The sequence below is a fragment of the Streptomyces sp. NBC_00454 genome, assembly GCF_041434015.1.
GTDB lineage: Bacteria > Actinomycetota > Actinomycetes > Streptomycetales > Streptomycetaceae > Streptomyces.
Map to the genome: position 1 here is coordinate 6,656,658 of NZ_CP107907.1, position 26,802 is coordinate 6,683,459.

The following is a 26,802-nucleotide window of genomic DNA, read 5'->3' on the forward strand; positions in this document are numbered from 1 at the left end:
CCACCCCGACACGGAAGTAGCGAAAATGAGCGAGTCCACCACGATCCGCTGGGAACAGGACGAGACCGGCGTCGTCACCCTCGTCCTCGACGACCCCAACCAGTCCGCCAACACCATGAACCAGGCCTTCAAGGACTCCATCGCGGCCATCGCCGAGCGCGCCGAGGCCGAGAAGGACTCCATCCGAGGCATCATCTTCACCTCCGCCAAGAAGACCTTCTTCGCGGGCGGGGACCTCAAGGACATGATCCAGCTGCGCCCCGAGCACGCGCAGCTCGCCTTCGACACCGGCACCCAGATCAAGAGCTCGCTGCGCCGCATCGAGACCCTCGGCAAGCCCGTGGTCGCCGCCATCAACGGCGCGGCGCTGGGCGGCGGTTACGAGATCTGCCTGGCCTCCCACCACCGCGTGGCCCTCGACGCCCCCGGCTCCAAGATCGGCCTGCCCGAGGTCACCCTCGGCCTGCTCCCGGCCGGCGGCGGCGTCACCCGCACCGTCCGCCTGATGGGCATCGCCGACGCGCTGCTGAAGGTCCTGCTCCAGGGCACCCAGTACAGCCCCCAGCGCGCCCTGGACAACGGCCTGGTCCACGAACTGGCCGCCACGCCCGAGGAGATGCTCGCCAAGGCGCACGCCTTCATCGACGCGAACCCGGAGTCGAAGCAGCCCTGGGACGTCCCCGGCTACCGCATCCCGGGCGGCACCCCGTCCAACCCGCGGTTCGCCGCCAACCTCCCGGCCTTCCCGGCCAACTTGAAGAAGCAGCTGAACGGGGCCCCGTACCCGGCGCCGCGCAACATCCTCGCCTGCGCCGTCGAGGGCTCCCAGGTGGACCTCGAGACCGCGCTGACCATCGAGGCCCGCTACTTCACCGAGCTGGTCACCGGGCAGACCGCCAAGAACATGATCCAGGCGTTCTTCTTCGACCTCCAGGCCGTCAACGCCGGCCGCAGCCGCCCGCAGGGCATCGCCCCCCGCAAGGTCACCAAGGTCGCCGTCCTCGGCGCCGGGATGATGGGCGCGGGCATCGCCTACTCCTGCGCCCGCGCGGGCATCGAGGTGGTCCTCAAGGACGTCACCCCCGAGGCCGCCGCGAAGGGCAAGGCCTACTCCGAGAAGCTGCTCGACAAGGCGCTGTCCCGCGGCCGTACGACCGAGGCCAAGCGCGCCGAGCTGCTGGCCCGGATCACCCCGACCGCCGAGCCCGCCGACCTGGCGGGCTGCGACGCCGTCATCGAGGCCGTCTTCGAGGACACCGCCCTCAAGCACAAGGTGTTCCAGGAGATCCAGGAGTTCCTCACCCCCGACGCGCTGCTCTGCTCGAACACCTCCACGCTGCCCATCACGGGCCTCGCGGAAGGGGTTTCGCGCCCCGCCGACTTCATCGGGCTGCACTTCTTCTCGCCCGTGGACAAGATGCCGCTGGTCGAGATCATCAAGGGGGAGCGGACCGGAGACGAGGCCATCGCCCGCGCCTTCGACCTCGTACGCCAGATCAACAAGACCCCGATCGTGGTCAACGACTCCCGCGGGTTCTTCACCTCGCGCGTCATCGGCCAGTTCATCAACGAGGGCGTCGCGATGGTCGGCGAGGGCATCGAGCCCGCCTCCATCGAGCAGGCCGCCGCCCAGGCCGGATACCCGGCCAAGGTGCTCTCCCTGATGGACGAGCTGACGCTCACCCTGCCGCGCAAGATCCGCAACGAGACCCGCAAGGCCTTCGAGGCCGAGGGCCGGTCCTGGGCCGAGCACCCCGCCGACACCGTCATCGACCGGATGGTCGACGAGTTCGGGCGCCCCGGGCGCAGCGGCGGGGGCGGTTTCTACGCGTACGACGAGAGCGGCAAGCGCGCCGGGATCTGGCCGGGCCTGCGCGAGCACTTCACCAAGCCCGGGTATGAGATCCCGTTCGAGGACATGAAGGAGCGGATGCTCTTCTCCGAGGCGCTGGACACCGTCCGCTGCTTCGACGAGGGCGTCCTGACCTCGCACGCCGACGCCAACATCGGCTCGATCATGGGCATCGGCTTCCCGGCCTGGACCGGCGGCGTGATCCAGTACATCAACGGCTACGAGGGCGGCCTCGCCGGATTCGTGGCCCGCGCGCAGGAGTTGGCCGCGCAGTACGGGGAGCGGTTCGCCCCGCCCGCCTCGCTGGTGGCCAAGGCCGAGCGCGGCGAGACGTACGCCGACTGAGCGTGCGTCGCGCGTAGGGCCTGTCGCCCGGTCCCGGACCCCGGGGCCGGGCGGCAGCGCCGGTCAGCGCGCGTCGAGGGAGGCGAACACGCCCCGGCGGGCGGTCCCGTCCGGGTGGGTCCAGCCCGCGGTGACCTCGCCGAGATGTCCGGCCGCGGCGGTGTCGCGCAGCACGCGGACCACGGTGAGCGCCGGCCCGTCCACGGATCCCGGGACGCGGGACCCCTCGTACCGCGCGGTGACGGTGGGATCCGGGGTGTCGCTCAGGCTCTGCGCCTGCGGCTCGGCCAGACCCCGGAACAGCGCGTGCAGCCGCTCCACCAACACCGGGTCGTGCGGGCCGTCGTACACCCACCGGAGCCCGAGCTCCCCGTGCTCGGAGGTGCCGATCAGGCCGGCGTCCGCGCCTTCCAGCGGCGCCCCCCGGTAGGTGACGGGGACGTGGTACGCGGTCGGCAGCCCGCCCGAGGAGTCGGTGACCACCATGAATTCGATGCCCACCTCGCCCTCGGGATCGTCGAGCCGGAAGCCGCCCGCGCGGGCCAGATCCGGTGCGCTCCCCGTGGGGAGGTACCAGGGCTGGGCCGGCAGCCAGGCGGCAAGGAGCTCCAGCTTGCCGGGGTTCATCGTGGTCTTGTGGATGATCGCCATGACGGCGAACCTACGGGGCGGCGCCCGCACCTGTCGAGGAGCCGAGATGCGCGGGGCCCGGATGCGGCGCACGCTGAAACAGGGCACGTGTCCCTTTGCCGGGGAGCGGCGCGGGGAGCGCCCGGAGACGGCCCCGGGGGCCGCCCGTTCACGTGCGAGGAAACGGCGAAACCATGAAGAAATCCCTGGTGGCCGCACTTGCCACTTCAGCGATGGCCGTCCTGCTGGCCGCACCGGCCACACCCGCCGGCGCCACTTCACCCTTCTGCAGCCAGACCGTCCCCAACACCTCGATCTTCTTTTACAACAAGGACACCGGCTCGGCGGGGACCGCCACCCTGTCGGCGGGGAAGTACCGCTTCACGGGGAACTTCGACCTTCCCACCGGGTACACGCACGCCGCGGCGAGCCGCGACTCGCTGCTGCTGTACGACGCCGACACCGGGGCCGGGGAGACCGGCACCTTCAAGGCGGGGCGGTACTCCCGGGTCGAGAGCTACGACGACTTCTCGACGGGATGGTCCCAAATCGAGGCGTCCGGCGACTCGGTGCTCTTCTACAACTCCGACAGCGGCTTCGGGATCACGGGCACCCTGAAGAACGGCAAGTACCGGGAGGGGCGCCAGTACGACAACTTCAGCACGGGCTGGACCTCCATGGCCGCCTCCTGCGACACGCTGCTCGCCACCGCGGACAGCAACGTGGGGTACGGGAGCCTCAAGGGCGGCGTCTACACCAACGTGGCCAACAGGGACGGGGACGTGTTCCTGGGAACCCTGGTCGCGACGAAGGACTCGGTCCTGGGCCTGGAGAGGGACGGTTCCCAACTCCGGTACAAGATGTCCACGGCGACCAACGGCAAGGTCGGTAATTTCCAGCAGATCGGCACCTCGGGCGTGTGGGACATCGTGGGCCGGACCGCGGACAGCCTCTTCTTCTACAAGACCGACGGGACCTCCTGGATCTCGAAGCTCAGCGGCGGCCACTACGCCAACGTCGGCCAGCTCAACGAGGTCTCCTCGGACTGGTCGATCATCGAAGGCGGTGTCTGAGCCCGGCGGCGACCACCGCACCCGCGGGCGGCGTTCACTCGGAGCCGGTCGGCTCCGGGGCGAACGCCGCCTTCAGTTCCTCCTTCAGTGACCGCTGAAAGGCCGTCACCAGGGCCTGCACCACCATCGGTTGCATATGGGCGGACAGTGCCTTCATCGACTCCACCCGCTCCGGATCGCTCTCGCCCTGCGTGAACGGCCCCCACACCTCGTCCCGGAACAGCGCGGTCAGCTGGTGCGCCGCCGTCCGCGCGTGCTCCAGCAGCATCTCGCGCGCGACCAGGATCGTCTCGTGCGAGATCGGTACGTCGAGGAGTGCGACCCCGAGCCGCAGCAGCCCCACGTCCACGCGGAAGCCCTGGTCGGTCGGCGTCACCACGTTCATCGCCGTCAGCCGCCGGATGTCGGTCTCCGTCAGCGACCGCCCGGCCCGCTTCTCCAGCTCTTCGAGCGAGGACTCCAGCGCCGCGTCCGGCGCCCACGTCGCCACCATCGCCCGGTGGATGGCCAGATCGTGCGCGCTCAGGTCGTCGGGCAGGGCGTCGAGATAGCGCTGGCAGGCCGACAGGGTCATGCCCTGGTGCTGCAACTCCTCGATCAGGGCCAGCCGGGAGAGGTGTTCGGGGCCGTAGCGGCCCACCCGACGAGGTCCGATCACAGGAGGGGGCAAAAGGCCCCGGGTGCTGTAGAACCGTACGGTGCGGACGGTCACGCCCGCCCTGGCCGCCAGCTCGTCGACGGTGAGCGAAGTCGGCTCGGGCGCCTGGGTGGTCATGGTCTCCGCCTCGCTCTGCGATCAGGACATCTCTGATCGGCACGTCTCTGATCGGCACACGGTTCGTGTTCAACAGTATTGCTGTCGCACCAACGATGTGAAACGGCCAGGAGCTGCCCATGACCACAGAACTGCGACTGCCCGCACCTCCCGAAGAGCTGACCCTCCCCGTCCTGCTGGCGCGCAACGCCGCCGAGCACGGCGATCTCCCCGCCCTCTCCTGGCGGGACGGCGAAGGCTGGTCCACCCTCAGCTGGTCGGACGTCCGCCGCGAGGTCGCCGTCCTCGCCTCCGGCTACGCCGCCCTCGGCGTCGAGCGCGGCGAGCACGTGCTGCTCATGATGGGCAACCGCCCCGAGCACTGGCTGAGCGACCTGGCCCTCGTCCACCTCGGGGCCGTGCCCGTCACCGTCTACGGGACCTCCGCGCCGGAGCAGATAGCCCACATCGCCCGCCACAGCCGGGCCCGGCTCGCCGTGGTCGAGGGGGCCCGCGAGCTGGCCCGGTGGGAACCGCTGCTCACCGACCCCGGGGTCCCGCTGGAGCGGCTCGTCGTGGCCGAGGCGGCGGAGGCCGGACCGCACCGCAGCTACGCATCCGTGCAGGCGGGCGGCGCGGGCGGGCACCGCCCCGAGGCCTTCGAGAAGGCCTGGCAGGAGGCCCGTCCCGAGGACCCGCTGACCGTCGTCTACACCTCGGGCACCACCGGCGACCCCAAGGGCGTCCGCCTCACCCACCGCAACATCATGCTGCAGGCGGTCCGGCTGGACCGGAACGTGGCACTCCCCGAGCACGCCGAGCACATCTGCTACCTCCCCTTCGCGCACATCGCCGAGCGGATCCTGGGTATCTACCTGCCGCTGCTGCGGGCCGCCCACGTCCGGCTGTGCGCCGACCCGGCCGCCGTATCGGTCGCGGTGCGCGAGCTGCACCCGGTGCAGTTCTTCGGCGTGCCCCGGGTGTGGGAGAAGCTGGCCGCCTCCGTACGGGCGGTGCTCGGGCGGCTCCCCGAGGAGCAGCGCCGCGCCATCGAAGCCGCGAACGACCTGGCGCGCGCCCGCGCGGGCCACCGGGAGCGCGGCGAGGAGGTACCGGCGGGGCTCGAAGCCTCGTACGCCGCTGCGAAGGAGCGGGTGCTCGATCCGCTGCTGGCCCTGGCCGGCCTGGACCGCCTGGTCTGGACGGCGAGCGCGACCGCGCCGATGCCGATCGACGTGGTCCGCTTCTGGGCGGGCTGGGGGATCACCATCATGGACGCGTGGGGGCTCACCGAGACCTCGGGCGTGTGCACGGTCAACAGCCCGGACGGGTTCAGGCTGGGCTCGGTGGGCCGGCCGCTGGAGGGGCTGGAGCTGCGGCTCGCCGAGGACGGGGAGATCTTCACGCGCGGGGCCACGGTCTTCGGCGGCTACCTGCGGCCGGACGGTTCGGTGGAGAGCGCCTCGGACGCGGAGGGCTGGTTCCCGACGGGGGACATCGGACGGCTCGACGAGGACGGGTTCCTCTGGCTGACCGACCGCAAGAAGGAACTGATCATCACCTCGAACGGCAAGAACGTCTCGCCGGCCCTGGTGGAGAACACCCTCAAGGAACACCCGCTGATCGGCCAGGCGCTGGCGCACGGCGACGGTCGCTCCTACCTCGTGGCCCTGCTCGTCCTGGACCCCGAACTGGCCCCGGCCTGGGCCGCCGCCCACGGGATCGAGGCCGCCACGCCCGGCGAGCTCGCCGCGCACCCGGCCGTGCGGGAGGAGATCGCCCGCGCCGTCGAGGCCGCCAACGCCCGGCTCAACCGCACCGAACAGATCAAGCGCTACCGGCTGCTGACCGAGGAGTGGGGCCCGGAGACGGGGGAGCTGACCCCCTCGCTGAAGTTGCGCCGACGCGTGATCCGGGAGAAGTACGGGGTCCTGATCGAGGGGCTGTACGCGGAGCCGCACGAGGCTTCGTAAGGCTCGTAGGAAGATTTGTTACCCGGATGGCCCAGTCCGGTGGGCAGTCGGCTGCCCACCGGACAAGGGTGAGGGGATGTGGATATCCATCGCATTCGCCCCCTCGCCCTGCAAGGCAGGCTGACCGCCCGTGGGTGTGCTGAGTGACCACCCCGAACTCGCCCTCTTCCTCTGCCTCGCCCTGGGCTACCTCCTGGGTAAAGTCCGCGTCGGCCCGATCACCCTCGGCGGCATCTGCGGCACGCTGATCGTCTCGCTACTGCTCGGTGCCTGGGCCAAGATCGAGATCGACGCCGATGTGAAGACGATCTTCTTCGCGCTCTTCATCTTCGCCCTCGGCTACATGGCCGGACCACAGTTCTTCGCCAACCTCAACCGCAAGAGCCTGCGCTTCTTCGCGCTCTGCTTCATCGAGCTCGTCAGCGTGCTCGGCCTCGCCTACCTGCTCGCCAAGGTCTTCGACCTCGACGTCGGCACGGCCTCCGGCATCCTCGCCGGCGCGGCCACCGAATCCGCCGTCGTCGGCACCGCCACCGAGGCCATCGGCAAGCTCCCCGACCTGACCGCCGAGCAGATCTCCACGTACCAGGGCCACGTGGCCACCGCGTACACCGTCTGCTACCTCTTCGGCCTGGTCACCATCGTCATCTACACCAGCCAGATCATGCCGATGCTGCTCCGCATCAACCTGCGGGACGCCTCGCGCGCACTGTGGGAGAAGATGCGCGGGAGCGGTGGCGGCGGTCTGGAGAGCGACGAGCAGGAGGCGCTGCCCGGCCTGGTCGGGCGCACCCACCTGGTCACGCTCGCCGACGGCCGCACCGTGGGCGACCTGGAGTCGGCCTTCGGCGGCCGGGTCACCGTGGAGGCGGTCCGGCGCGGCTCCAAGAGCCTGACCCCCGCCCCGGACCTCGAACTGGTCCTCTCCGACCTGGTCCTCGTCGTCGGCCGCCGGGCCGACGCCATCGCGGCGGGCCGCGTCATCGGCCCCGAGACCCCCGGCATCCCCGGTGTGGACACCCCGCTCGCCACCAGCCAGGTCGCGATGACGGACCCCTCGGTCGCCGGCAGGACGCTGGACTCGATCCGCTCCACGCACCCGGAGTTCGCCCGCAGCGGCGTGTACGTGACCGACGTGCTCCGCGGCGAACAGCACCTGCCGGCCAGCGGGGAGACCGTCGTCGAACGCGGTGACGTCGTCACCCTCGTCGGCGCCCGCTCGGGCCTGAACCGGATCGTCGCGAAGATCGGCACGGTGGCCAAGAACGACTCCACCGACTTCATCTACCTCGGTCTCGGCATCGCGCTCGGCTCGCTCATCGGCCAGCTCGTGGTCCGCCTCGGCGGGGTCCCGCTCTCGCTGGGCACCGGCGGCGGCTGCCTCATCTCCGGTCTGCTCTTCGGCTGGTTCCGCTCCCGCCGGCAGACCTTCGGCGCCTTCCCGCCCCAAGCCGCCACCACCATCAAGGACATGGGGCTCGCCGTCTTCATCGCCTGCACCGGTCTGACCTCGGGCCCGCAGGCCTGGCCGCTGCTCAAGGAGTACGGGGCCCTGCTGCCGTTCGCCGGGATCGCCATGGTCCTCGTACCGGCCACGCTCTCGCTGGTCGTCGGACGCAAGCTGCTGAAGATCGAGAAGCCGCTGCTGATCGGCGCCATCGCCGGACAGCAGTGCTCCACGCCCGCCATCACCTCGGTCACCCAGGTCGCCCAGAGCTCGGTCCCGATGCTCGGCTACACGATCACCTACGCCCTGTCCAACTTCCTGCTCCCGCTCACCGGTCCGATCCTCGTCGGGGTCCTGGGGGCCTGACCGCACGCAAGAGCGCCGTTTCCCCTCACGACGGGCATCCGCATGATCGACTTCCTCAACAGGAACATCTTCCAGCCCCATCCCGAACTGCTCGTCTTCATCACGGTGGCCTTCGGCTTCCTCGTCGGGAAGCTGCGCTGGAAGGCCATCGGCCTGGGCGCCGTCACCGGCTGCCTCGTCGCGGGCCTGGTCTTCGGCGCCCAGTTCAAGATCACCATCGACGGGACCGTGAAGAACCTCTTCTTCACGATGTTCCTCTTCGCCCTCGGCTACAAGGTCGGCCCGCAGTTCTTCCGCGGCCTCAAGAAGGACGGCCTGCCCCAGGTCCTCAACGCCGTGATCGTCTGCGTCACCGGCCTGCTGGTCTCCTGGGGCTTCGCCGTGATGCTCGGCTACGGCCCGGGGCTCGGCGCCGGCCTGCTCGGCGGCGCGCTCACCCAGTCCGCCGTCATCGGCGTCGCGCAGGATGCGATCGGCAACCTGCCCGGGCTCAGCGGGGACCAGATCAAGGAGCAGCAGAACCTGGTCGCGGTGGCCTACGCCGTCACCTACCCGCTCGGCACCATCCTCTGCGCGATGCTCCTCGCCAACGTGCTGCCCCGGCTCTACCGCAGGAACCTGGCCGCCGAGAGCGCGCAGCTCGCCCTGGAGCTCGACGCGCCCAGCGACAACCCCGACCTCCACGACGGCTACTACGAGATCGTCCTGCGGGCCTACACCATCCAGCGGCCCGACCTCGTCGGGAGGACCATCGACGACTTCGAGAACCAGCAGAAGGCGCTGGGCCACCGGATCTACCTCACGCGGATCCGCCGGGAAGGGGCGATCCTCGACCACGACCAGCAGACCGTGCTGCGCGAGGGCGACGTCGTCGCCGTCAGCGCCCTGCGCGGATCGCTCGTCGAATTCGACGCCCGGACCCACATCGGCGCCGAGGCGGACGACGTGGAGCTGCTCGGCTACCAGACCGAGAACCTGCACGTGGTCGCCTCGGAGAAGGCGCAGCTCGGCAAGACCATCGCGGAGCTGCGGGCCGAGCCCTTCATGGTCGGGGTCTACATCGACAAACTCTTCCGCTCCGGCGCGGAGTTCCCGTACCGGCTCTCCACCCAGCTGGAGCGCGGCGACACCCTGATCCTCTCCGGACCCAAGCGGCTGGTGGAGCCCGCGGGCAAGGCCATCGGCAAGCCCGTACCGACCAGCTTCGCCACCGACATGATCTGGGTGGGCCTGGGCATCTTCCTCGGCGGCTGCCTCGGCATCCCGGCGCTCACCGCGAGCGGGGTCCCGATCTCGCTGTCCACCTCGGGCGGCGCGCTCATCATGGGCCTGGTCTTCGGCTGGATCCGGGGCAGGTACCCGACGTACGGCAACGTCCCGCCCGCCGCCCAGTGGTTCATGGACACCCTCGGTCTGTGCCTCTTCATCGCGGTCGTCGGCCTGAACGCCGGACCGAGCTTCACCAGCGGGCTGGCGACCGCCGGCTGGGGGCTGCTGCTCTGGGGCGCGGTCATCACGCTGATCCCGCTGCTGGTCGGTTTCCTCGTGGGCCACCACATCCAGAAGATCCGCTTCCCGATCCTGATGGGCGTACTGGCCGGCGGCCAGACCACCACGGCCGCGATCGGCGCCGTGAACGAACAGTCCAAATCGCAGGTCCCGACGCTCGGTTACACGATCCCGTACGCGATCAGCAACGTGCTGCTGACCATCTGGGGCGCCGTCATCGTCCTCCTCAACCACTGAACGCCCCACTCAAGGCCCCCACCGAAAGGAACGAACCACCGTGCCGGAGACCAGCTTCAGCCGCGAGGAGATCCAGTCCTTCGCGCAGCTCAGCCCGTTCGAGCTGAAGGACAAGTTCATCCAGCTCGCCACCGCCGCCCAGGCCGACAAGCCCGGCCAGAAGGACACCACCGCGCGCGCCATGCTCAACGCGGGCCGCGGCAACCCGAACTGGATCGCCACCGGGCCGCGCGAGGCCTTCTACGCGCTGGGCTACTTCGCCCTGGAGGAGTCCCGGCGGGTGTGGACCGCCGACAACCTCGGCGGGATGCCGGAGAAGCAGGGCATCGGGGAGCGGTTCGACTCCTGGGCGCGGCGCCACCCGGACCTGCCGGGCGTGGAGATGCTCTCCGCCTGCGTCCAGTACGCCCTCTCGCGCTGGCCGTTCGACAAGGACGCCTTCGTGCACGAGCTGACCGACTCCATCACGGGCGACAACTACCCGGTCCCGGACCGGATGCTGAAGCACGCGGAGCAGATCGTACGCGGCTACGTGGCCGACGAGATGTTCGACAAGAGGCCGCCCGGGGGCAACAACCTCTCGCTCTTCGCGACCGAGGGCGGCACCGCCGCCATGTGCTACATCTTCGACTCGCTGATGAAGAACGGGGTCCTGAAGAAGGGCGACAAGATCGCTCTGATGACCCCGGTGTTCACCCCGTACATCGAGATCCCCGAGCTCGACACCTTCGAGTTCGAGGTGGTCAACGTCTCCGCGAGCCTCTTCGCCGAGACCGGGGTGCGGCAGTGGCGCTACCCGCAGGAGGAGGTCGCCAAGCTGGCCGACCCCTCGGTGAAGCTCGTCTGCCTGGTCAACCCGAGCAACCCGCCCTCGCTCGCGCTGAGCGACCGGGTGGCGAACCAGATCAAGGACATCGTCGCCACCAGCAACCCGAACCTGCTGATCGTCACGGACGACGTCTACGGCACCTTCGTGCCCGGCTTCCGCTCGATCGCCGCCGACCTGCCGCGCAACACCCTGCTCGTGTACTCGTACTCCAAGCACTACGGCTGCACCGGCTGGCGGCTCGGCGTCATCGGCCTGCACGACGACAACGTCATCGACGAGATGATCGCCCGCTTCCCGCAGGACCAGAAGGACCGCCTCGCCAAGCGGTACGGCACGCTCTCCCTGGAGCCGGAGAAGATCCGGTTCATCGACCGGCTCGTCGCGGACTCCCGCTCGGTGGCCCTCAACCACACGGCCGGCCTCTCGCTGCCGCAGCAGACGATGATGACGCTCTTCTCGCTCTTCGACATGCTGGACGAGGGCCAGGCCTACAAGGAGCGCATCCGCCAGATCGTCCACCGCAGGCTCGATCTCCTCCTGGAGGGAGCCCAGATGAAGATCTCCGCGGACGACAAGCGTGCCGGGTACTACATCGAACTCGACCTGCTGGCCGAGGCGGAGCGGGTCCACGGCAAGGACTTCGCGGACTTCCTGGAGAAGAACTACGAGCCGGTCGACCCGCTGTTCCGCCTCGCCGAACAGACCTCGGTGGTCCTCCTCAACGGCGGCGGCTTCGACGGCCCGCAGTGGTCGGTGCGCGTCTCGCTGGCCAACCTGGACGACCTGGACTACCTGAAGATCGGCCACCACCTGCGGGAGATCTTCAACGACTACGCGAGCGAGTGGCAGCGCTCGAAGGCCTCCGGCTGACCCGCTCCATGCTGTCCGTGGGCGCCCGCCGGATCTCGGCGGGCGCCCACGGCATTGACGGATGAATCAATTCAGACAACCGTCTTGTACAAGTGTCATAGACGGTTGTATAGTTGCGAGCACGTCAACCGGACCGATCGAGGGGAACATCCGATGTCCATTCAGCCCGCCCGCGCCGCCCTGACCATCGACGGCCGCGTCCTGTCCTACCTGGACTTCGGTGGAACCGGCCGCCCGCTCCTCGCTCTGCACGGCCACCTGTCCGAGGGCTCCTCCTTCACCGAACTCGCCGCGGCCCTCGGCCCCGACTGGCGGGTGATCGCTCCCGACCAGCGCGGCCACGGCGACTCCGACCGTGCCGGGGACTACACCCGCGCCGGCTACCTCGCAGACCTCGTAGCCCTCCTGGACCACCTCGGCATCGACAGGACCGTCGTCCTGGGCCACTCCCTCGGCGGGATCAACGGCTACCATCTGGCTGCCGAACACCCCTCGCTGGTCGAGGCGTTCATCAACGTCGAAGGTCCCGTGGACCTCCCCGACCACGGCACCAGCCCGCTCGCCTTCGTGCTGAACTTCCGCTACACCGCCGCCACCCGTGAGGACCTCCTCGCGGCCTGCGGCCCCCTGGCCCCCGCCGTCGCCCCGGCGCTGCGCCCGCTGCCCGACGGGTCCGGCTGGCGGCTGCCGTTCCACCCGCAGGACACCGTCGACTCCGAGAACCTCGTCCACGGCGACCACTGGAAGCAGTGGCTCGCCACCGACTGCCCCGCGCTCCTGATCCACGGCCTCCGCAGCCAGGCACTGCCCACGCCGCAGGCCCTCGACATGGCCGACCGCCGCCCCGGGACGGCGTACCGCGCCCTGGACGCCGACCACTTCGTCCTCCAGGCCGACCCGGAAGGCAGCGCGACCGCCGTTCGGGAGTTCCTCGCCGGCCTCTGAACCGGCCCCGGGCGAACGAAAGCGCCCCCTTCCGGCCCTGTGGGGCCGGAAGGGGGCGTTGTGCCGCAGCCGGACGGTGGGACGGTCCGCGATCGGCGGACCAGGGGGTCCGGTTACGGGGCGACGCGGCCGATCAGGGGGTAGTGGTCGCTGAGGTTGGTGTAGGTGTAGGAGGTGCCCCAGCTGGAGACCGTCCAGGGCGCCGACTCCTCCTTGACCACGTTGTTGTTCCAGTTCGCCGGGCGGGCGTTGCCCTTGCGGTAGAGCACGTAGTCCAGGTCCTCGCGCGGGTCGGTCGGGTAGCGGTAGTTCGCTATCGAGTTCAGCGCGGTGTCGAAGGAGTACGGGTGCCCCGTGCGGGTGTCGGAGGCCGCCAGGTCGGCGTTGGCCAGCATGGAGGCGTACTCCGGGCTGCGCGAGTCCACGTTCATGTCGCCCGCCACGATGACCTGTTCGTCCGCCGGGATGTTCTTGGCGTCGAGGAAGGCGTCGATGCCGCGGAACTGGAGGGCGCGGTCGGCCGCGGCCTCGCCCGCCTTGCAGCCCGTGTCGGTGGACTGGGCGTGCGTGCCGACCACGTGCACCTTGGTGCCGTTGACGTTCAGCACCACGTAGGCGAAGCCCTTGTTGGAGTACCAGTCGGAGCCGCAGGCGTCCTTGTAGACCACCTGCTCCTTGCGCAGGATCGGCCACTTGCTGAGGATCGTGACCCCGCCGTCCTCCGGGGTGGTGGAGGAGTAAGCGCCGCCCGTGGCGTCCCAGCCGCTCTTGCTGCGGCCCACGACGGGGGTCTGGTACGGGTACTGCGCGGAGGCGTTGGACTTCAGCGCGTCGGAGGCGCCGTTGTCGAAGGCCTCCTGGAGCACGACCACGTCGTGGCCCTGGAAGAAGGAGGCCTTGGGGATCTCCTTGGCCCGGATGTCCTGGCCCCAGTTCGGGTACAGGTTCTTGCTCATCAGGAACGTGTTGTACGTCAGAACGCTGAGCTGCGGCGCGGTCGCGCTCTCCGCGGCGGTGGCGGCCGGAGCCGTGGTGGCGGCGAGCGCCCCCGCGGCGATCGCGGCGACGACCGCGGCGGCGGCGCGGACCTTGCGGGGCTGGCTGTGGGGCATGGAGGTCTCCCTCGTTCCTGTGGGGGAAGATCGGCTCCGCAATCCAAGCAGCCGCGGTTACCTCTGGGTAACACCCGCGACAAGACTTTCTGTCCGCATCACGGCCATCAGCCTTCGCCGCTCACGGCCGGCCGGGGGAGGCCGGGCCGCGCCCACCGGGGGAAGGGCCTGTGACCCGGCCATACTGGAGTGACAGGCGGGACGGATGGGACTCATGGGGGTGCGTACGTGACCACGGAGATACGGCCGGACACGGTCGGCGGGCGGAGCGACCCCGAGCCCCCGCCGCCCGGCGGAGTGCTCTGGACCATCGCCGGTGACATCCGGGGGCTGCTCATGCTTCCCGCCGCCTTCACCCTGCAGGTCGCACACCCCGCGATCGGGGCCGGAGTCGACCAGTACTCCGTCTTCCGCACCGACCCCTGGGGCCGCGGCGAGCGCTCCCTGCGCTCCGTCCAGCTGTGGGTGTACGGCGGAGCGGACGCCGTGGCCGAAGGGCGCCGGGTCCGCCGGCTGCACAAGGAGATCCAGGGCACCGACACCAGGGGACGGCGCTACCACTCCCTCGACCCCGCCTGCTACGCCTGGGTGCACGCCACCGGCTTCCCGATCTACCTCTACGCCGGGCGCTACCTGCTGCGCCGCTTCACCCCCGCACAGGAGCGCCGGCTCTACCGCGAATGGCTCCAGGTCGGGCGCATCCTCGGCCTCCACGACCGGGACATGCCGCAGACCATCGAGGAGTACTGGCCCTACTACCGCCGGATGCTGGCCGAGGAGATCGAGCCCACCAAGGTCGCCCTCGAACTCGTCGCCACCGACACCCCTCTGCCCCGCCCCGAGGGCGGCCCGCTGCCGCTCCGGCTCCTGCTGCGCCTGGCCTGGCCGGTGCTCCGGCCGGCGTTCCTGCACTTCCGGGCCTTCGTCACCGTCGGCTACATGCCGCCCGAGGCGCGCGCCGCCATCGGCCTGAAATGGACCCCGTCGCAGGAGCGCCGGCTGCGCCTGCTCAGCTGGGCCGCACGCACCCTCGTACCCCTCTTGCCGGAGCGACTGCGGTACCTGCCGATCGCCCGCGCGGCCCGCGCCGCGCACCGGCGCGCCGACGCCCGCTGAGGGGCGCCGGCGCGCAACCCCGTAGGGCCGTCGGGTCCTCGCCTCAGTGGGCGTCGTGGACGGAGTTCGTCGCCTCGATCTTCTTCCAGGACTTCGGCTCGGCGGCCGGCTTGGCCGGGGACTGGAGGGAGCGGGCCGTGGAGGACTTGGCCGCAGGGGTCGCCGGCGGGGCGAAGGCCGGCTTGCCCGGGGTGTAGAGCCAGGTCTCGAAGAGCTGCGCCAGCGGCTTGCCCGAGACCTTCTCGGCGTAGCGGACGAAGTCGCCGACCTTGGCGTTGCCGTAGGCGTGCTCGGTCGGCCAGCCCTTGAGGATCTGGAAGAACTTCTCGTCGCCGATCTCGTTGCGCAGCGCCTGGACGGCGATCGCCCCGCGGTCGTAGACCGCCCCGTGGAACTGGTTCTCCGCACCCGGGTCACCCGGCTTCACCTGCCAGAACGGGTCTTCCGCCGGGCGCAGTTGGTAGGCCCAGTCCGCGAGCTCCTGGGCCGTGCCCTCGCCCTCCTTCTCCGACCACAGCCACTGGCTGTAGCGGGCGAAGCCCTCGTTGATCCAGATGTCCTTCCAGTTGTCCACGGACACGCTGTCGCCGTACCACTGGTGGGCCAGCTCGTGCACGACCACCGAGACGTTCGCGCCGTTCGCGAACTGCCGGGGGCTGTAGAACGGCCGGGTCTGCGTCTCCAGGGCGAAGCCGGAGGGCACGTTCGGGACGTAGCCGCCCAGCGCGTTGAAGGGGTACGGCCCGAAGACCCCCTCCAGCCACTCCGCGACCTCGCCGGTCCGCTCCACGCTCGCGCGCGCCGCGCCCGCGTTGTCGCCGAGGTCCTTGCTGTACGCGTTGAGGATCGGCAGGCCGCTCGCCGTCTTGTCGGTGGTGATGTCGAACTTGCCGATGGCCAGGGTCGCGAGGTACGTGGCCTGCGGCTTGTTCGAGCGCCAGTTGTACCGGGTCCAGCCGAGCCGCGAACTCTGCGACTGCAGAACGCCGTTGCTGATGGCCTGGGTGCCGTCCGGCACATTCACCGAGATGTCGAAGGTGGCCTTGTCGAGCGGGTGGTCGTTGCTCGGGAACCACCAGATCGCCGAGTCGGGCTCCTGCGCGGCGACGCCGCCGTCCGGGGTGCGCTGCCAGGCCGACCAGCCGTCGACCTTGAACTCCGAGGGCTTGCCCGCGTACTTGACGACCACGGTCGCCTGGCGGCCCTGCTTGAGCTCGGCGGCCGGGGTGACCTCCAGCTCCTGGGTACCGGACTTGGCGAACTTCGCCTTGACCCCGTTGACCCGGATCTCGCTGACGTCGAGGCCGAAGTCGAGGTTGAAGCGGGACAGGTCCTGCTTGGCGGTGGTCAGGAGGGTGGCGGTCCCCTCCAGCAGGTCGGTCTTGGGCTGGTACTGCAGGCGCAGGTCGTAGTGGGAGACTTCGTAACCGCCGTTGCCGCTGGCCGGGTAGTAGGGATCGCCGATACCCGGGGCGCCCGGACCGGAACTCGCAGCCGACGCCGGGATCACCAGCAGAAGGGAAGCGGCGAGCACGCTCGGAGCGATGACTTTGCGGTGCACCTGGGGACTCCAATGGGTAGGGGAGTGGCTTCCGTTCGACCGTATTCACGCCCGCGGCCCCGAGTCATGTCCATGGCCCCCGCTGTCACACGATCGCCATTCGGCCGTCACAGCGCGTGTGGCCGGGCCCCCTCTTTTCCAGCGTACTAAGCAGTCGCTAACCTGCCGGGCATGACTCTTCCCCCGCGCGCCGCCCGTCACGCCTGGCACGGAGCGATCAACCCGCTGCACGCCACCGTCTACTTCTCGCCGGACCTCGGAGAGGAGTTCGACGCCCTAGGGATCACCGACCCCCGCGCCGTCAACCTCGCCTCGCGGTCCGCCGCGATGGGAGCGGTCGGGGCCGGCGTGGCGACCTCCACCTTCTACAACTACCGCCACGACCTGATCGCCCGGCACCTGCCCGCCGTCTGGGACGCCGCCACTCCCGAGGCTGTCCTCGCCGCCCGGCTGCGGGCCGTCGACACCACGCTGCGCCGGCTCCTCGGCGACGAGACCTTGGAGTCCGCCGAGCTCGCCGAGGCCGCCGAGCTGGCGATGCGCGCTACCGAGGGCTGTACGAGGCACGCCCGTACCCTCTACTCCGCCCACGCGGACCTCCCCGTACCGGAAGAACCGCACCTCAAGCTGTGGCACGCCACCACCCTCCTGCGCGAGCACCGCGGCGACGGCCACCTCGTCGCCCTGCTCGTCGCGGACCTGGACCCGGTCGAGGCCCTGATCAGCCACACGGCCACCGGCCGCGGCATGACCCCCAAGTACCTCAAGTCCATCCGCGGCTGGGACCAGTCCGACCTGGACGCCGCCACCGACCGGCTGCGCGGGCGCGGCATCCTCGACGCCGGCGGGGAGCTCACCGCCCGGGGCCAGGAGGTGCGCGAAGCCCTCGAGCTGGAGACCGACCGGCTCGACGCGGCCCCGTACGAGCACCTCGGCGCGGCCGGACTCGCCCGGCTCGCCGAGATCGGCGGCGGCTTCACCAAGAAGGTCGTCGGCGCCGGAGCCTTCCCCGGGGACCTCTTCGGCAAGGCCTGACAGGCCCGGGACTCCCGGGACGGACAAGGCTCCCGACGTCCGCCGCCGCCACCTGCCACAATTGGCAGCCTTCCGACGCAGCACGCAGCAGACAGCGCGCACCACGCATACGTACGAAGGCAGGCGGGACCGCACAGTGACCATGTCCATCGAAGGCAGGATCGCCGAGGAGCTCGGCGTACGGGAGCGGCAGGTCAAGTCCGCCGTCGAGCTGCTCGACGGCGGCTCCACCGTGCCGTTCATCGCGCGCTACCGCAAGGAAGCGACCGAGATGCTCGACGACGCCCAGCTGCGCACCCTCGAGGAGCGGCTGCGCTACCTGCGCGATCTGGAGGACCGGCGCGCCGCGATCCTCGACTCCGTACGGGAGCAGGGCAAGCTCGACGCCGAGCTGGAGGCCCGGATCAACGCGGCCGACACCAAGGCCCGGCTGGAGGACATCTACCTCCCCTTCAAGCCCAAGCGGCGCACCAAGGCCCAGATCGCCCGGGAGGCCGGCCTGGAGCCGCTCGCCGAGGGTCTGCTCGCGGACCCCTCGGTGGATCCGCTGGCCGCGGCGGCCGGGTACGTGGACGCGGACAAGGGCGTCGCCGACCCGGCGGCCGCCCTGGAAGGCGCCCGCTCCCTGCTCACCGAGAAGTTCGGCGAGGACGCCGACCTCATCGGCGAACTGCGCGAGCGCATGTGGGGCCGCGGCCGGCTCGCCGCGAAGGTCCGCGAGGGCAAGGAGGAGGCGGGCGCCAAGTTCGCCGACTACTTCGACTTCACCGAGCCCTTCACCGCACTGCCCTCGCACCGTGTCCTGGCCATGCTCCGCGGCGAGAAGGAGGACGTCCTCGACCTCACTCTGGAGCCGGAGGAGCCGAGCGAGGTTCCCGGCCCGTCCACGTACGAGGGGATGGTCGCGCGCCGCTTCGGGATCAACGACCGCGGCCGGCCCGGCGACAAGTGGCTCGCCGACACCGTCCGCTGGGCCTGGCGGACGAAGATCCAGGTGCACCTCGGCATCGACCTGCGGACGCGGCTGCGTGCCGCCGCCGAGGACGAGGCCGTACGGGTCTTCGCGTCCAACCTGCGCGACCTGCTGCTCGCCGCCCCCGCCGGCACCCGTGCCACGCTCGGCCTCGACCCGGGTTTCCGGACCGGCGTGAAGGTCGCCGTGGTGGACGCCACCGGCAAGGTCGTCGCCACGGAGGTGATCTACCCGCACGTACCGGCCAACAAGTGGGACGACGCGCTCGCCAAGCTGGCCCGTCTCGCCAAGGAGCACGCGGTCGAGCTGATCGCCATCGGCAACGGCACCGCCTCCCGCGAGACCGATAAGCTCGCCGGTGAACTGATCACCCGCCACCCCGAGTTGAAGCTCACCAAGGTGATGGTCTCGGAGGCCGGCGCCTCCGTGTACTCGGCTTCCGCCTTCGCCTCGCAGGAACTCCCCGACATGGACGTGTCCTTGCGCGGCGCGGTCTCCATCGCCCGCCGGCTGCAGGACCCGCTCGCCGAACTGGTCAAGATCGACCCGAAGTCGATCGGCGTCGGCCAGTACCAGCACGATCTGTCCGAGGTGAAGCTCTCGCGCTCGCTCGACGCGGTCGTCGAAGACTGTGTGAACGGCGTCGGCGTGGACGTCAACACCGCTTCCGCGCCGCTGCTTTCGCGCGTGTCGGGCATCAGCGGTGGACTCGCCGAGAACATCGTGGCGCACCGCGACGCCAACGGGCCCTTCCGCAACCGCAAGGGTCTCAAGGGCGTGGCCCGGCTCGGCCCCAAGGCGTACGAGCAGTGCGCGGGCTTCCTGCGGATCCGTGACGGGGACGACCCGCTGGACGCCTCCAGTGTGCACCCCGAGGCGTACCCGGTGGTCCGCTCGATGGGCAAGACGGCGGGCAGCGAGGTGGCGGCCCTGATCGGCAACGGCGGCGTGCTGCGCTCGCTGCGGCCGGAGCAGTTCGTCACCGAGGCCTTCGGTCTGCCGACGGTCACCGACATCCTGCGCGAGCTGGAGAAGCCGGGCCGCGACCCGCGTCCCGCCTTCAAGACGGCCACCTTCAAGGAGGGCGTAGAGAAGATCGGCGACCTGGCCCCCGGGATGATCCTGGAGGGTGTGGTCACCAATGTGGCCGCCTTCGGCGCCTTCATCGACATCGGCGTGCACCAGGACGGCCTGGCGCACGTCTCGGCGCTGTCGAAGAACTTCGTCAAGGACCCGCGGGACGTGGTCAAGCCGGGCGACGTCGTCCGCGTGAAGGTCATGGACGTGGACATCCCGCGCAAGCGGATCTCGCTGACGCTGCGGCTGGAGGACGAGTCCGAGCGCGGCGGCCCGGGCGCTCCGAAGCAGCGCGAGGACCGCGACGGCCGTGCGGAGCGCGGAGAGCGGCGCGGCGGCGGCCGGCCCCCGCAGCAGCGCGGCGCGGCGGGCGGCCAGGGCGGCGGCCAGCGGCAAGGCGGTCAGGGCGGTCAGGGCGGTCAGGGCGGTGGTCAGAGCGGCGGCCAGGGTGGCTCCCGCGACGGCGGCCGGGGTCAGCGCCAGGGCGGCCAGGGCGGCGGTCAGCGTCAGGGCGGCGGTGCGCCGGCCCCCTCCAACAGCGCCATGGCCGACGCACTGCGCCGCGCCGGTCTCTCCGGCCCCGACGGCCAGGGCGGCGGCCGCAAGCGGTAGACGTCCTCGCGGTGGGCGGTGTTCGTGGCAGCGTGTGACGGACTGGCCGAATAGGCGCGTCACATACGGACATACCTTGCCAACTTCCTTGCAAGATCTGTAGGCATGACGGAACGCCCGTTCGTCTTTTGGCGGACGGGCTTCCGTGTTTCCCCTCAGGGCCGCACTCCCGAGGACGCATTGAAGGCAAAGGACGTCATGCCCCTGCCCACGCACGCCTACCGACGCTGCCCGAGAAAGGGTCCGAAGAGGGAACACATGCGCCACCCGCAACCGAGTCTGCGTAAACGCTGCGAGGCGATTCTCGGCCGTCTTGAGCTGGCACACCCCTTCTCCCTCGACGGGTTGTGCGACCGGATAGCGGAGCAGCGGGGCCGGCCCATCCGGCTCCACCCGCTGCCCAAGGAAGCGGCCGAGTCGGGGGTGTGCGGCCTGTGGGTCGGCACCGACAGCGTCGACTACGTCTTCTACGAGGCCCAGACCACCCCGCTGCACCAGGAGCACATCGTGCTCCACGAGATCGGCCACATCCTCTTCGGGCACAACTCGCTGGACGGGGAGGCCGAAGGGGCCACCGGAGCCGGTGGGGAAGAAGGGGGCGTCCCCGTCATCCTCGGGCGCACCAACTACACCACCCGCCAGGAGCAGGAGGCGGAGATGCTCGCCAGTATGATCCGCATCCGCACGGCGACCCCCGGCCCGCACCACGGCGACGCCGACGAGGCCCGGACCACCCTGGCCAGGCTGGAGTCCGCGATGGGCTACGAGCGCCAGAGGCGGGGGCATGGCCGCCATGGCTTCTGATCTCACCGCCTTCGGCGACGCCCTCGCCGTCCCCAGCGTCGTCTGCCTCTGGGTGGCCGTCCTGCTGCGCGCCCCCGGCGCTCTGCGCTCCCCGCACCAGCGCGGCCTGTGGCTCGCCGTCGCCACCGCCGCCGCCGCGATGACACTGAACCTCCCCGACGTGGTGGCCTACGCCATGAGCCGGGACCCCGGCTACGCCCACACCATCGGGCTGGTCCGCAACCTCATCGGCGTCCTCTCCGCGGGCGCCGTGCTCTACTTCGTGGCCGCCGCGACCCGGGGCCGCCGGCTCCAGATCGCCTCCGGCGCCGGCACCGTGGTCTGGCTGACCGCACTCGTCGTACTGGACGGGGTCGCACCGCCCCACGGCACGCACACCATCCCGCCCGTCGGCTCCCCGGTGCCCTCCCTCGCCTACTGGCTCGTGCTGATGTCCGCGCATCTGGTCGCCAACACCATCTGCGTATCGGTCTGCTGGCGCTACAGCCGCCGCGCCGAAAGCCGCGGACTGGCCGTCGGGCTGAGGCTGTTCGGTCTCGGTACCGCCCTCGCCGGGGTGTTCTGGTTCGTGTACCTGCTCAAGGCGCTGTTCGGCGTCACCTGGGCGATGCCCGCCAACCCGCTGCTGATGAACGTGCACGGCCTGCTGCGCGCCGCCGCGATCCTGGTCCCGACGCTGTTCACCCTGCGCGGCACGGCCGCCGACATCGCCACAGCCTGGAGGCTCTGGCCGCTCTGGCGCGACCTGGTCCACGCCGTCCCGCACGTCGCCCTCAACAAGCCGCGCGCCGGCCGGGTCCTGGAACTGCTGTGGCCCCCGGTCCCGCGCAACCTGCTCGTCTACCGCAAGGTCATCGAGACCCGCGACGCCATCCTGATCCTCGGGGAGTACGTGGCTCCGGGCGTGCCGGAGCTCGCCCGCGGCCACGTCGCCGGGAACGGGGTCCCCGAACCCGCGCGCCCCGCGGCCGCGCTGGCCTGCGTACTCAAGGAGGCGCGGCAGGCGAAGCTGGCCGGGATCCCGCAACAGCGCGGCGAGGCCGACCCGTTGGAGCTCCCCGCGGCCCTCCAGACCTCGGCCGACGGGGACAGCCTGGACAGCGAGGCACGCTTCCTCGTGGACGTGGCGCGGGCCTACGCCTCGCCCGCCACGGCCGCCTTCGCCCCATGAGGCGCCGTAGCGGAGCCATCGCGCCCGAACCGAAAGACCGCACCCGCACCACAAGCTCAACCGCCAGGAAGTGAAAGTCTCTTGAGCACAGTACTGATCACAGGGGCCAGCGCCGGACTCGGCGCGGCCTTCGCCCGCGGCTTCGCCGCCAAGGGCTGCGACCTCGTCCTCGTGGCCCGCGACAAGGGCCGCCTCGAAGCCGTCGCCGCCGAGCTCGGCCGCGAATTCGGCGTCGTCTGCCAGGTGTTGCCCGCCGACCTGCTCGACCCCGAAGGCCTGGGCTCCGTGGCCGACCGGCTCGCCGACCGGGCCCGGCCCGTGGACATCCTGGTCAACAACGCGGGGTTCGGCCTCCCCGCGCCCTTCCCGTACAACCCGGTCGAGGACGAGGAGCGGATGCTCGACCTGCTCGTCAAGGTCCCGCTCCGGCTCACCCACGCCCTCCTCCCGGGCCTGCGCGAACGCCGCCGGGGCGCGGTGCTCAACGTCTCCTCGGTCGCCGGACTCCTGCCGACCGGGACGTATGGGGCCGCGAAGGCCTGGGTCACCGCCTTCAGCGAGTCGCTGCGCGTGGACATGGAGCCCTACGGGGTGCGCGTGCTGGCGGTGGTCCCCGGCTTCACCCGGACCGAGTTCCAGCAGCGCGCCGGATCCGACGTCAGCGCCCTGCGCGACGCGGTGTGGCTGGAGCCGGGCGACGTGGTGGCCCGAGCCCTCAAAGACCTGGCCCTGCGCCGCCCGGTCAGCATCACCGGCCTGCGCTACCAGGCGTACGCCCTGGCCGTGCGCCATCTCCCGCGCACCTTCGTGGCCCGCAAGATGGCCCGCAAGCGCCGCCCGCCGGCGGACACGGGGGACGGCAGCTGACGACTGCGCCGCGACAGCGCGATGCGCGGCTCGGTGACGGGCCGCGCACGCCTGATGTGCAGGGGGACGAATCAGCAGTCGCCGTGGTCGTGACCTCCGTAACCGTTGTCGTCATCGTCGTCCCAGTTCCAGCCACCGTGGTGCCAGCCGTGGTCGTCGTCGTGGTCCCAGCCGCCCGCGACGTAGCTGACGTGTTGGGTCGGGGCTGCCGCCGAAGCGGTTCCTGCCGCGCCGAGCGCAGCCCCGCCGGCCATCAGAAGACCGGCAGCGGAGACCGCGAAGAGGCGCTTCGCTCTCAGTGCAAACATGAGAATTTTCCCTTTCCTTCCACCCTCCTCGACCCTCCGGGGCATGAGGGGGATGGAACCGCGGGCTGCAGGACGAGCATGCGCACCGCGGGTCGGATACAGGGCCGCCGGAAAATGCGGAAGCACATCGCCGCTCCTCGGCCACCTGGAATCCGGCCGAGGGGGCGTGCTCCGCGGTTGCGGCTCTCACTCAGACAGGCTAGTCGTCCGCAGGCCGGTCGGCACCTCGGGGCGCGCTCCGGTCAGAGCTCGGCGACCTTGCCGCCCGCCACTTCGAGGCGACGGGTCACGTGGACCGCGTCGAGCATCCGGCGGTCGTGGGTGACCAGCAGCAGGGTGCCCTCGTAGGCCTCCAGGGCGGACTCCAGCTGCTCGATCGCCGGAAGGTCGAGGTGGTTCGTGGGCTCGTCCAGCACCAGCAGGTTCACCCCGCGGCCCTGCAGCAGAGCCAGGGCGGCGCGGGTGCGCTCGCCGGGGGAGAGGGTGGCCGCCGGACGGGTCACGTGCGCCGCCTTGAGGCCGAACTTGGCCAGCAGGGTGCGCACTTCGGCCGGCTCGGTATCGGGCACGGCCGCGCAGAAGGCGTCGATGAGCGGTTCGTCGCCGAGGAACAGGCCGCGGGCCTGGTCGACTTCGCCGACCCGCACGCCCGAGCCGAGCGTGGCGGAACCGGAGTCCGGGGCGAGGCGGCCCAGGAGCACGGCCAGCAGGGTCGACTTTCCGGCCCCGTTGGCGCCGGTGATGGCGACCCGGTCCGCCCAGTCGATCTGGAGGCTGGCCGGTCCGAAGGCGAAGTCCCCGCGCTGGACCGTCACTTCGCGCAGGGTGGCGACCACGGAACCGGAGCGCGGGGCCGCCGCGATCTCCATGCGCAGCTCCCACTCCTTGCGCGGCTCGTCGACCACTTCGAGCCGCTCGATCGCGCGCTGCGTCTGGCGGGCCTTGGAGGCCTGCTTCTCGCTCGCGTCGGCGGCGGCCTTCCTGGCGGACTTGTCGTTGTCGGTGGCCTTGCGCTTGGAGTTCTTGACGCCCTTGTCGCTCCAGCCGCGCTGCATCGCGGCCCGGTCCTCCAGCGCGGAGCGCTTGTCGGAGTACTCGTCGTACTCCTCGCGGGCGTGGTTGCGGGCCCGCTCGCGCTCCTCCAGGTAGGCGTCGTAGCCGCCGCCGTAGAGGTTGATCTGCTGCTGGGCCAGGTCGAGTTCGAGGACCTTGGTGACGGTGCGCGTGAGGAACTCGCGGTCGTGGCTGATCACGACCGTGCCGGCGCGCAGGCCCTTCACGAACTGCTCCAGGCGCTCCAGACCGTCCAGGTCCAGGTCGTTGGTGGGCTCGTCGAGCAGGAAGACGTCGTAGCGGGACAGCAGGAGCGAGGCGAGCCCGGCGCGGGCGGCCTGGCCGCCGGACAGCGCGGTCATCGGCAGGTCGAGGCCGACGGACAGCCCGAGGTCGTCGGCCACCTGCAGGGCCCGCTCGTCGAGGTCGGCGCCGCCGAGGTTCAGCCACCGGTCGAGGGCGTCCGCGTACGCGTCGTCCGAGCCCGGGGTGCCGTCCACGAGACCCTGCGTCGCCGCATCGAGCTCGGCCTGGGCGGCGGCCACGCCGGTCCGTCGGGCCAGGAACTCGCGCACCGACTCGCCGGAGCGCCGCTCGGGCTCCTGCGGCAGGTGCCCCACGGCGGCGCCGGGCGGGGAGAGCCGCAGCTCACCGGTCTCGGGAGCGTCGAGACCCGCGAGCATCCGCAGCAGGGTCGACTTCCCGGCGCCGTTGACGCCGACGAGTCCGATGACGTCGCCGGGCGCGACGACGAGGTCGAGATCGGCGAAGAGCGTGCGCTCACCGTGCGCGGCGGTGAGCTTCTTGGCGACGAGGGTTGCAGTCATGATTTCCCGATCCTATCCGCCGCCCCGGAAGCTCAGGTGCCGAGGACGCGGAGGGCGGCCCACAGCGCCGCCACGGCGGCGCCGAGGGCCGGGACGGTGGTCAGCAGACCGAGCCGGGTGAAGTCCCCGAGCCTCACCGGGCTCCCGCCCGGACCGGTGGATCCCGCCCCGTCCGCGTGCAGGATCCGCCGCCACAGCAGCGTGGCCAGCGATCCGGCATAGGTCAGGTTCGGCCCGATGTTCACCCCGATCAGCACCGCCAGCACCGGCCCCGCACCACCTACCGCCGCCACCGGCAGGAGCGCCAGCACCGCCGGCAGGTTGTTGATCAGGTTGGCCAGTACGGCGGCCACGGCGGCCACGGCGAGCAGCGCCGGCAGCGAGTCCCCGGTGGGCGTCACCCAATCCAGGGCGTCCCCGAGCCCGTGGTCCACGACCGCCCGGACCACCACCCCCAGCGCCAGCACGAACAGGCAGAAGGCCGGGGCCGCCGACGCCAGGATCCGGACCGGCGTGGTCTCCCGGCGCCGCAGTGCCCGTACGGCCAGGACGAGCGTGCCCGCGAGGGCCGCCCAGGCGGGGCTCGCCCCGGCGAAGGAGGCGAGGGCGAAGCCGGCCAGGGTCAGCGCGAGCACGCCCGCCGCGAACCGGGGCAGCGGCGCGGGTTCAGCGGCCTCGGGCACGTGCTCCGGGGCGGCGGCCAGGTCAGCCCGGAAATAGCGGCGGAAGACCGCGTACTCCACCCCGATCGCCGCCAGCCACGGCAGGGCCATCAGCGCCGCGAACCGGGTGAAGGACAGTCCGCTCGCGGCGAAGGCGAGCAGATTGGTGAGGTTGGAGACCGGCAGGAGCAGCGAAGCCGAGTTCGCGAGGTGCGCGGTGGCGTAGACGTGCGGCCGCGGCCGGGCCCCCAGCCGGGCGGCCGTCGCCAGCACCACCGGGGTCAGCAGCACCACCGTCGCATCCAGGCTCAGCGTCGCCGTGACGACCGAGGCCGCGCCGAACACCCCGCCGAGCAGCGCCACCGGCCCGCGCCCGGCCGCATGCCGGGCCACGGCGGCGCCCGCGGCCCGGAACAGCCCTTCGTCGGCGCAGAGCTGGGCCAGCGCCAGGATCACCGCGAGGAAACCGACCACCGGCAGCAGATCGCGCAGCTGCGCCCAGGCATCGGCGGGCGGTACGACACCGAGTACGACGAGCAGCGCGGCCGCGGGTAGGGCGGCGGCGGCCTCCGGCAGGCCGCGCGGGCGCACGACGGCGAAGGCCAGTACGCCGAAGAGCAGGGCGACGGACAGACAGGTGGCGGCGAGGGCGTTCAGGAGGGGCTCCGGAGCAGGGAGGGCGGAGGGGCGGCTTTGGGGGGCGGGCGGCACGGCTCGGGTGACCGGGGCGGCGCGTCGGCGGGACCACGACAGGATCGCACCATGGCCGGATAGGTGGGGTGCACGTCATTGCG

Annotated in this window: 20 protein-coding genes; 13 read left to right on the forward strand and 7 right to left on the reverse strand. The window is 71.1% G+C overall.

Annotation, left to right across the window (positions count from 1 at the left end; translation table 11 throughout):
* Nucleotides 1-25 precede the first annotated feature (25 nt).
* Nucleotides 26-2,197: a 3-hydroxyacyl-CoA dehydrogenase NAD-binding domain-containing protein gene (locus OHU74_RS30390; protein WP_371618824.1), complete on the forward strand. Its 2,172-nt coding sequence runs from the start codon at nucleotides 26-28 to the stop codon at nucleotides 2,195-2,197.
* Between the two features lie 63 nt (nucleotides 2,198-2,260).
* On the opposite strand, the gene OHU74_RS30395 is transcribed toward OHU74_RS30390, so the two are convergent.
* Nucleotides 2,261-2,848 (reverse strand): 1,4-alpha-glucan branching protein, encoded by a 588-nt coding sequence (locus tag OHU74_RS30395; RefSeq protein ID WP_371618825.1) that lies wholly within the window; start codon nucleotides 2,846-2,848, stop codon nucleotides 2,261-2,263.
* 173 nt (nucleotides 2,849-3,021) lie between these two features.
* Here OHU74_RS30395 and OHU74_RS30400 point away from each other — a divergent pair, with 173 nt between their 5' ends.
* The gene (locus OHU74_RS30400) at nucleotides 3,022-3,900 is read left to right on the forward strand and encodes a hypothetical protein (protein WP_371618826.1); all 879 of its coding nucleotides are present in this window, start codon (nucleotides 3,022-3,024) and stop codon (nucleotides 3,898-3,900) included.
* A gap of 34 nt (nucleotides 3,901-3,934) precedes the next feature.
* On the opposite strand, the gene OHU74_RS30405 is transcribed toward OHU74_RS30400, so the two are convergent.
* Nucleotides 3,935-4,675, reverse strand: a complete 741-nt coding sequence (locus OHU74_RS30405; protein WP_371618827.1) for a MerR family transcriptional regulator — start codon at nucleotides 4,673-4,675, stop codon at nucleotides 3,935-3,937.
* A gap of 119 nt (nucleotides 4,676-4,794) precedes the next feature.
* Here OHU74_RS30405 and OHU74_RS30410 point away from each other — a divergent pair, with 119 nt between their 5' ends.
* From OHU74_RS30410 to OHU74_RS30430, 5 genes are all read left to right on the forward strand, one after another.
* Nucleotides 4,795-6,627 (forward strand): long-chain fatty acid--CoA ligase, encoded by a 1,833-nt coding sequence (locus OHU74_RS30410; RefSeq protein WP_371618828.1) that lies wholly within the window; start codon nucleotides 4,795-4,797, stop codon nucleotides 6,625-6,627.
* A gap of 130 nt (nucleotides 6,628-6,757) precedes the next feature.
* Nucleotides 6,758-8,440 carry an aspartate-alanine antiporter gene (gene aspT, locus OHU74_RS30415; RefSeq protein WP_371618829.1) on the forward strand — a complete coding sequence of 561 codons (1,683 nt, stop codon included), beginning with the start codon at nucleotides 6,758-6,760 and terminating at the stop codon, nucleotides 8,438-8,440.
* A 42-nt stretch (nucleotides 8,441-8,482) separates the two neighbouring features.
* Nucleotides 8,483-10,186: an aspartate-alanine antiporter gene (gene aspT / locus OHU74_RS30420; protein ID WP_371618830.1), complete on the forward strand. Its 1,704-nt coding sequence runs from the start codon at nucleotides 8,483-8,485 to the stop codon at nucleotides 10,184-10,186.
* A 40-nt stretch (nucleotides 10,187-10,226) separates the two neighbouring features.
* On the forward strand, nucleotides 10,227-11,885 hold the full coding sequence (locus tag OHU74_RS30425) for a bifunctional aspartate transaminase/aspartate 4-decarboxylase (RefSeq protein ID WP_371618831.1): 1,659 nt from the start codon (nucleotides 10,227-10,229) through the stop codon (nucleotides 11,883-11,885).
* A 153-nt stretch (nucleotides 11,886-12,038) separates the two neighbouring features.
* On the forward strand, nucleotides 12,039-12,830 hold the full coding sequence (locus OHU74_RS30430; protein ID WP_371618832.1) for an alpha/beta fold hydrolase: 792 nt from the start codon (nucleotides 12,039-12,041) through the stop codon (nucleotides 12,828-12,830).
* Nucleotides 12,831-12,943: 113 nt separating this feature from the next.
* Here OHU74_RS30430 and sph read toward each other — a convergent pair whose 3' ends face one another.
* Nucleotides 12,944-13,942 carry a sphingomyelin phosphodiesterase gene (sph, locus tag OHU74_RS30435; protein ID WP_371618833.1) on the reverse strand — a complete coding sequence of 333 codons (999 nt, stop codon included), beginning with the start codon at nucleotides 13,940-13,942 and terminating at the stop codon, nucleotides 12,944-12,946.
* 228 nt (nucleotides 13,943-14,170) lie between these two features.
* Between sph and OHU74_RS30440 the strand changes: the two genes are divergently transcribed.
* A complete protein-coding gene (locus OHU74_RS30440; RefSeq protein WP_371618834.1) occupies nucleotides 14,171-15,058 on the forward strand; it encodes an oxygenase MpaB family protein in 888 nt (295 codons plus the stop codon).
* A 43-nt stretch (nucleotides 15,059-15,101) separates the two neighbouring features.
* Here the strand turns inward: OHU74_RS30440 and OHU74_RS30445 are convergent, their stop codons facing one another.
* A complete protein-coding gene (locus OHU74_RS30445; protein WP_371618835.1) occupies nucleotides 15,102-16,619 on the reverse strand; it encodes a M1 family metallopeptidase in 1,518 nt (505 codons plus the stop codon).
* Between the two features lie 171 nt (nucleotides 16,620-16,790).
* Between OHU74_RS30445 and OHU74_RS30450 the strand changes: the two genes are divergently transcribed.
* The 5 genes from OHU74_RS30450 to OHU74_RS30470 all read left to right on the forward strand — a co-directional run bounded on the left by OHU74_RS30450 (nucleotide 16,791) and on the right by OHU74_RS30470 (nucleotide 23,158).
* Complete coding sequence (locus OHU74_RS30450) at nucleotides 16,791-17,654, forward strand: hypothetical protein (RefSeq protein WP_371618836.1); 864 nt, start codon at nucleotides 16,791-16,793, stop codon at nucleotides 17,652-17,654.
* A gap of 136 nt (nucleotides 17,655-17,790) precedes the next feature.
* Nucleotides 17,791-20,316 carry a Tex family protein gene (locus OHU74_RS30455; RefSeq protein WP_371618837.1) on the forward strand — a complete coding sequence of 842 codons (2,526 nt, stop codon included), beginning with the start codon at nucleotides 17,791-17,793 and terminating at the stop codon, nucleotides 20,314-20,316.
* Nucleotides 20,317-20,574: 258 nt separating this feature from the next.
* Entirely contained in the window at nucleotides 20,575-21,120 is a 546-nt protein-coding gene (locus tag OHU74_RS30460; protein WP_371618838.1) for a hypothetical protein, read from the forward strand.
* The gene (locus OHU74_RS30465; protein ID WP_371618839.1) at nucleotides 21,110-22,291 is read left to right on the forward strand and encodes an MAB_1171c family putative transporter; all 1,182 of its coding nucleotides are present in this window, start codon (nucleotides 21,110-21,112) and stop codon (nucleotides 22,289-22,291) included. The genes OHU74_RS30460 and OHU74_RS30465 overlap by 11 nt, the downstream gene beginning before the upstream one ends.
* A gap of 81 nt (nucleotides 22,292-22,372) precedes the next feature.
* A complete protein-coding gene (locus OHU74_RS30470) occupies nucleotides 22,373-23,158 on the forward strand; it encodes an SDR family NAD(P)-dependent oxidoreductase (protein WP_371618840.1) in 786 nt (261 codons plus the stop codon).
* A 71-nt stretch (nucleotides 23,159-23,229) separates the two neighbouring features.
* On the opposite strand, the gene OHU74_RS30475 is transcribed toward OHU74_RS30470, so the two are convergent.
* The 3 genes from OHU74_RS30475 to OHU74_RS30485 all read right to left on the reverse strand — a co-directional run bounded on the left by OHU74_RS30475 (nucleotide 23,230) and on the right by OHU74_RS30485 (nucleotide 26,665).
* The gene (locus tag OHU74_RS30475; protein WP_371618841.1) at nucleotides 23,230-23,466 is read right to left on the reverse strand and encodes a hypothetical protein; all 237 of its coding nucleotides are present in this window, start codon (nucleotides 23,464-23,466) and stop codon (nucleotides 23,230-23,232) included.
* 242 nt (nucleotides 23,467-23,708) lie between these two features.
* Nucleotides 23,709-25,346, reverse strand: coding sequence for an ABC-F family ATP-binding cassette domain-containing protein (locus OHU74_RS30480; protein ID WP_371618842.1), 1,638 nt, complete (start codon nucleotides 25,344-25,346; stop codon nucleotides 23,709-23,711).
* Nucleotides 25,347-25,378: 32 nt separating this feature from the next.
* Nucleotides 25,379-26,665: an SLC13 family permease gene (locus OHU74_RS30485; protein ID WP_371619863.1), complete on the reverse strand. Its 1,287-nt coding sequence runs from the start codon at nucleotides 26,663-26,665 to the stop codon at nucleotides 25,379-25,381.
* Nucleotides 26,666-26,802: the final 137 nt, after the last annotated feature.

What these genes read in the sequence shown, in the direction of transcription:
- aspT (WP_371618830.1), top strand. Translation starts at nt 8,483, where the DNA reads ATGATCGACTTCCTCAACAGGAACATCTTCCAGCCCCATCCCGAACTG.
- OHU74_RS30390 (WP_371618824.1), top strand. Translation starts at nt 26, where the DNA reads ATGAGCGAGTCCACCACGATCCGCTGGGAACAGGACGAGACCGGCGTC.
- OHU74_RS30480 (WP_371618842.1), bottom strand. Translation starts at nt 25,346, where the DNA reads ATGACTGCAACCCTCGTCGCCAAGAAGCTCACCGCCGCGCACGGTGAG.
- OHU74_RS30400 (WP_371618826.1), top strand. Translation starts at nt 3,022, where the DNA reads ATGAAGAAATCCCTGGTGGCCGCACTTGCCACTTCAGCGATGGCCGTC.
- OHU74_RS30475 (WP_371618841.1), bottom strand. Translation starts at nt 23,466, where the DNA reads ATGTTTGCACTGAGAGCGAAGCGCCTCTTCGCGGTCTCCGCTGCCGGT.
- OHU74_RS30430 (WP_371618832.1), top strand. Translation starts at nt 12,039, where the DNA reads ATGTCCATTCAGCCCGCCCGCGCCGCCCTGACCATCGACGGCCGCGTC.
- OHU74_RS30460 (WP_371618838.1), top strand. Translation starts at nt 20,575, where the DNA reads ATGCGCCACCCGCAACCGAGTCTGCGTAAACGCTGCGAGGCGATTCTC.
- OHU74_RS30465 (WP_371618839.1), top strand. Translation starts at nt 21,110, where the DNA reads ATGGCTTCTGATCTCACCGCCTTCGGCGACGCCCTCGCCGTCCCCAGC.
- sph (WP_371618833.1), bottom strand. Translation starts at nt 13,942, where the DNA reads ATGCCCCACAGCCAGCCCCGCAAGGTCCGCGCCGCCGCCGCGGTCGTC.
- OHU74_RS30450 (WP_371618836.1), top strand. Translation starts at nt 16,791, where the DNA reads ATGACTCTTCCCCCGCGCGCCGCCCGTCACGCCTGGCACGGAGCGATC.
- OHU74_RS30405 (WP_371618827.1), bottom strand. Translation starts at nt 4,675, where the DNA reads ATGACCACCCAGGCGCCCGAGCCGACTTCGCTCACCGTCGACGAGCTG.
- OHU74_RS30410 (WP_371618828.1), top strand. Translation starts at nt 4,795, where the DNA reads ATGACCACAGAACTGCGACTGCCCGCACCTCCCGAAGAGCTGACCCTC.
- OHU74_RS30395 (WP_371618825.1), bottom strand. Translation starts at nt 2,848, where the DNA reads ATGGCGATCATCCACAAGACCACGATGAACCCCGGCAAGCTGGAGCTC.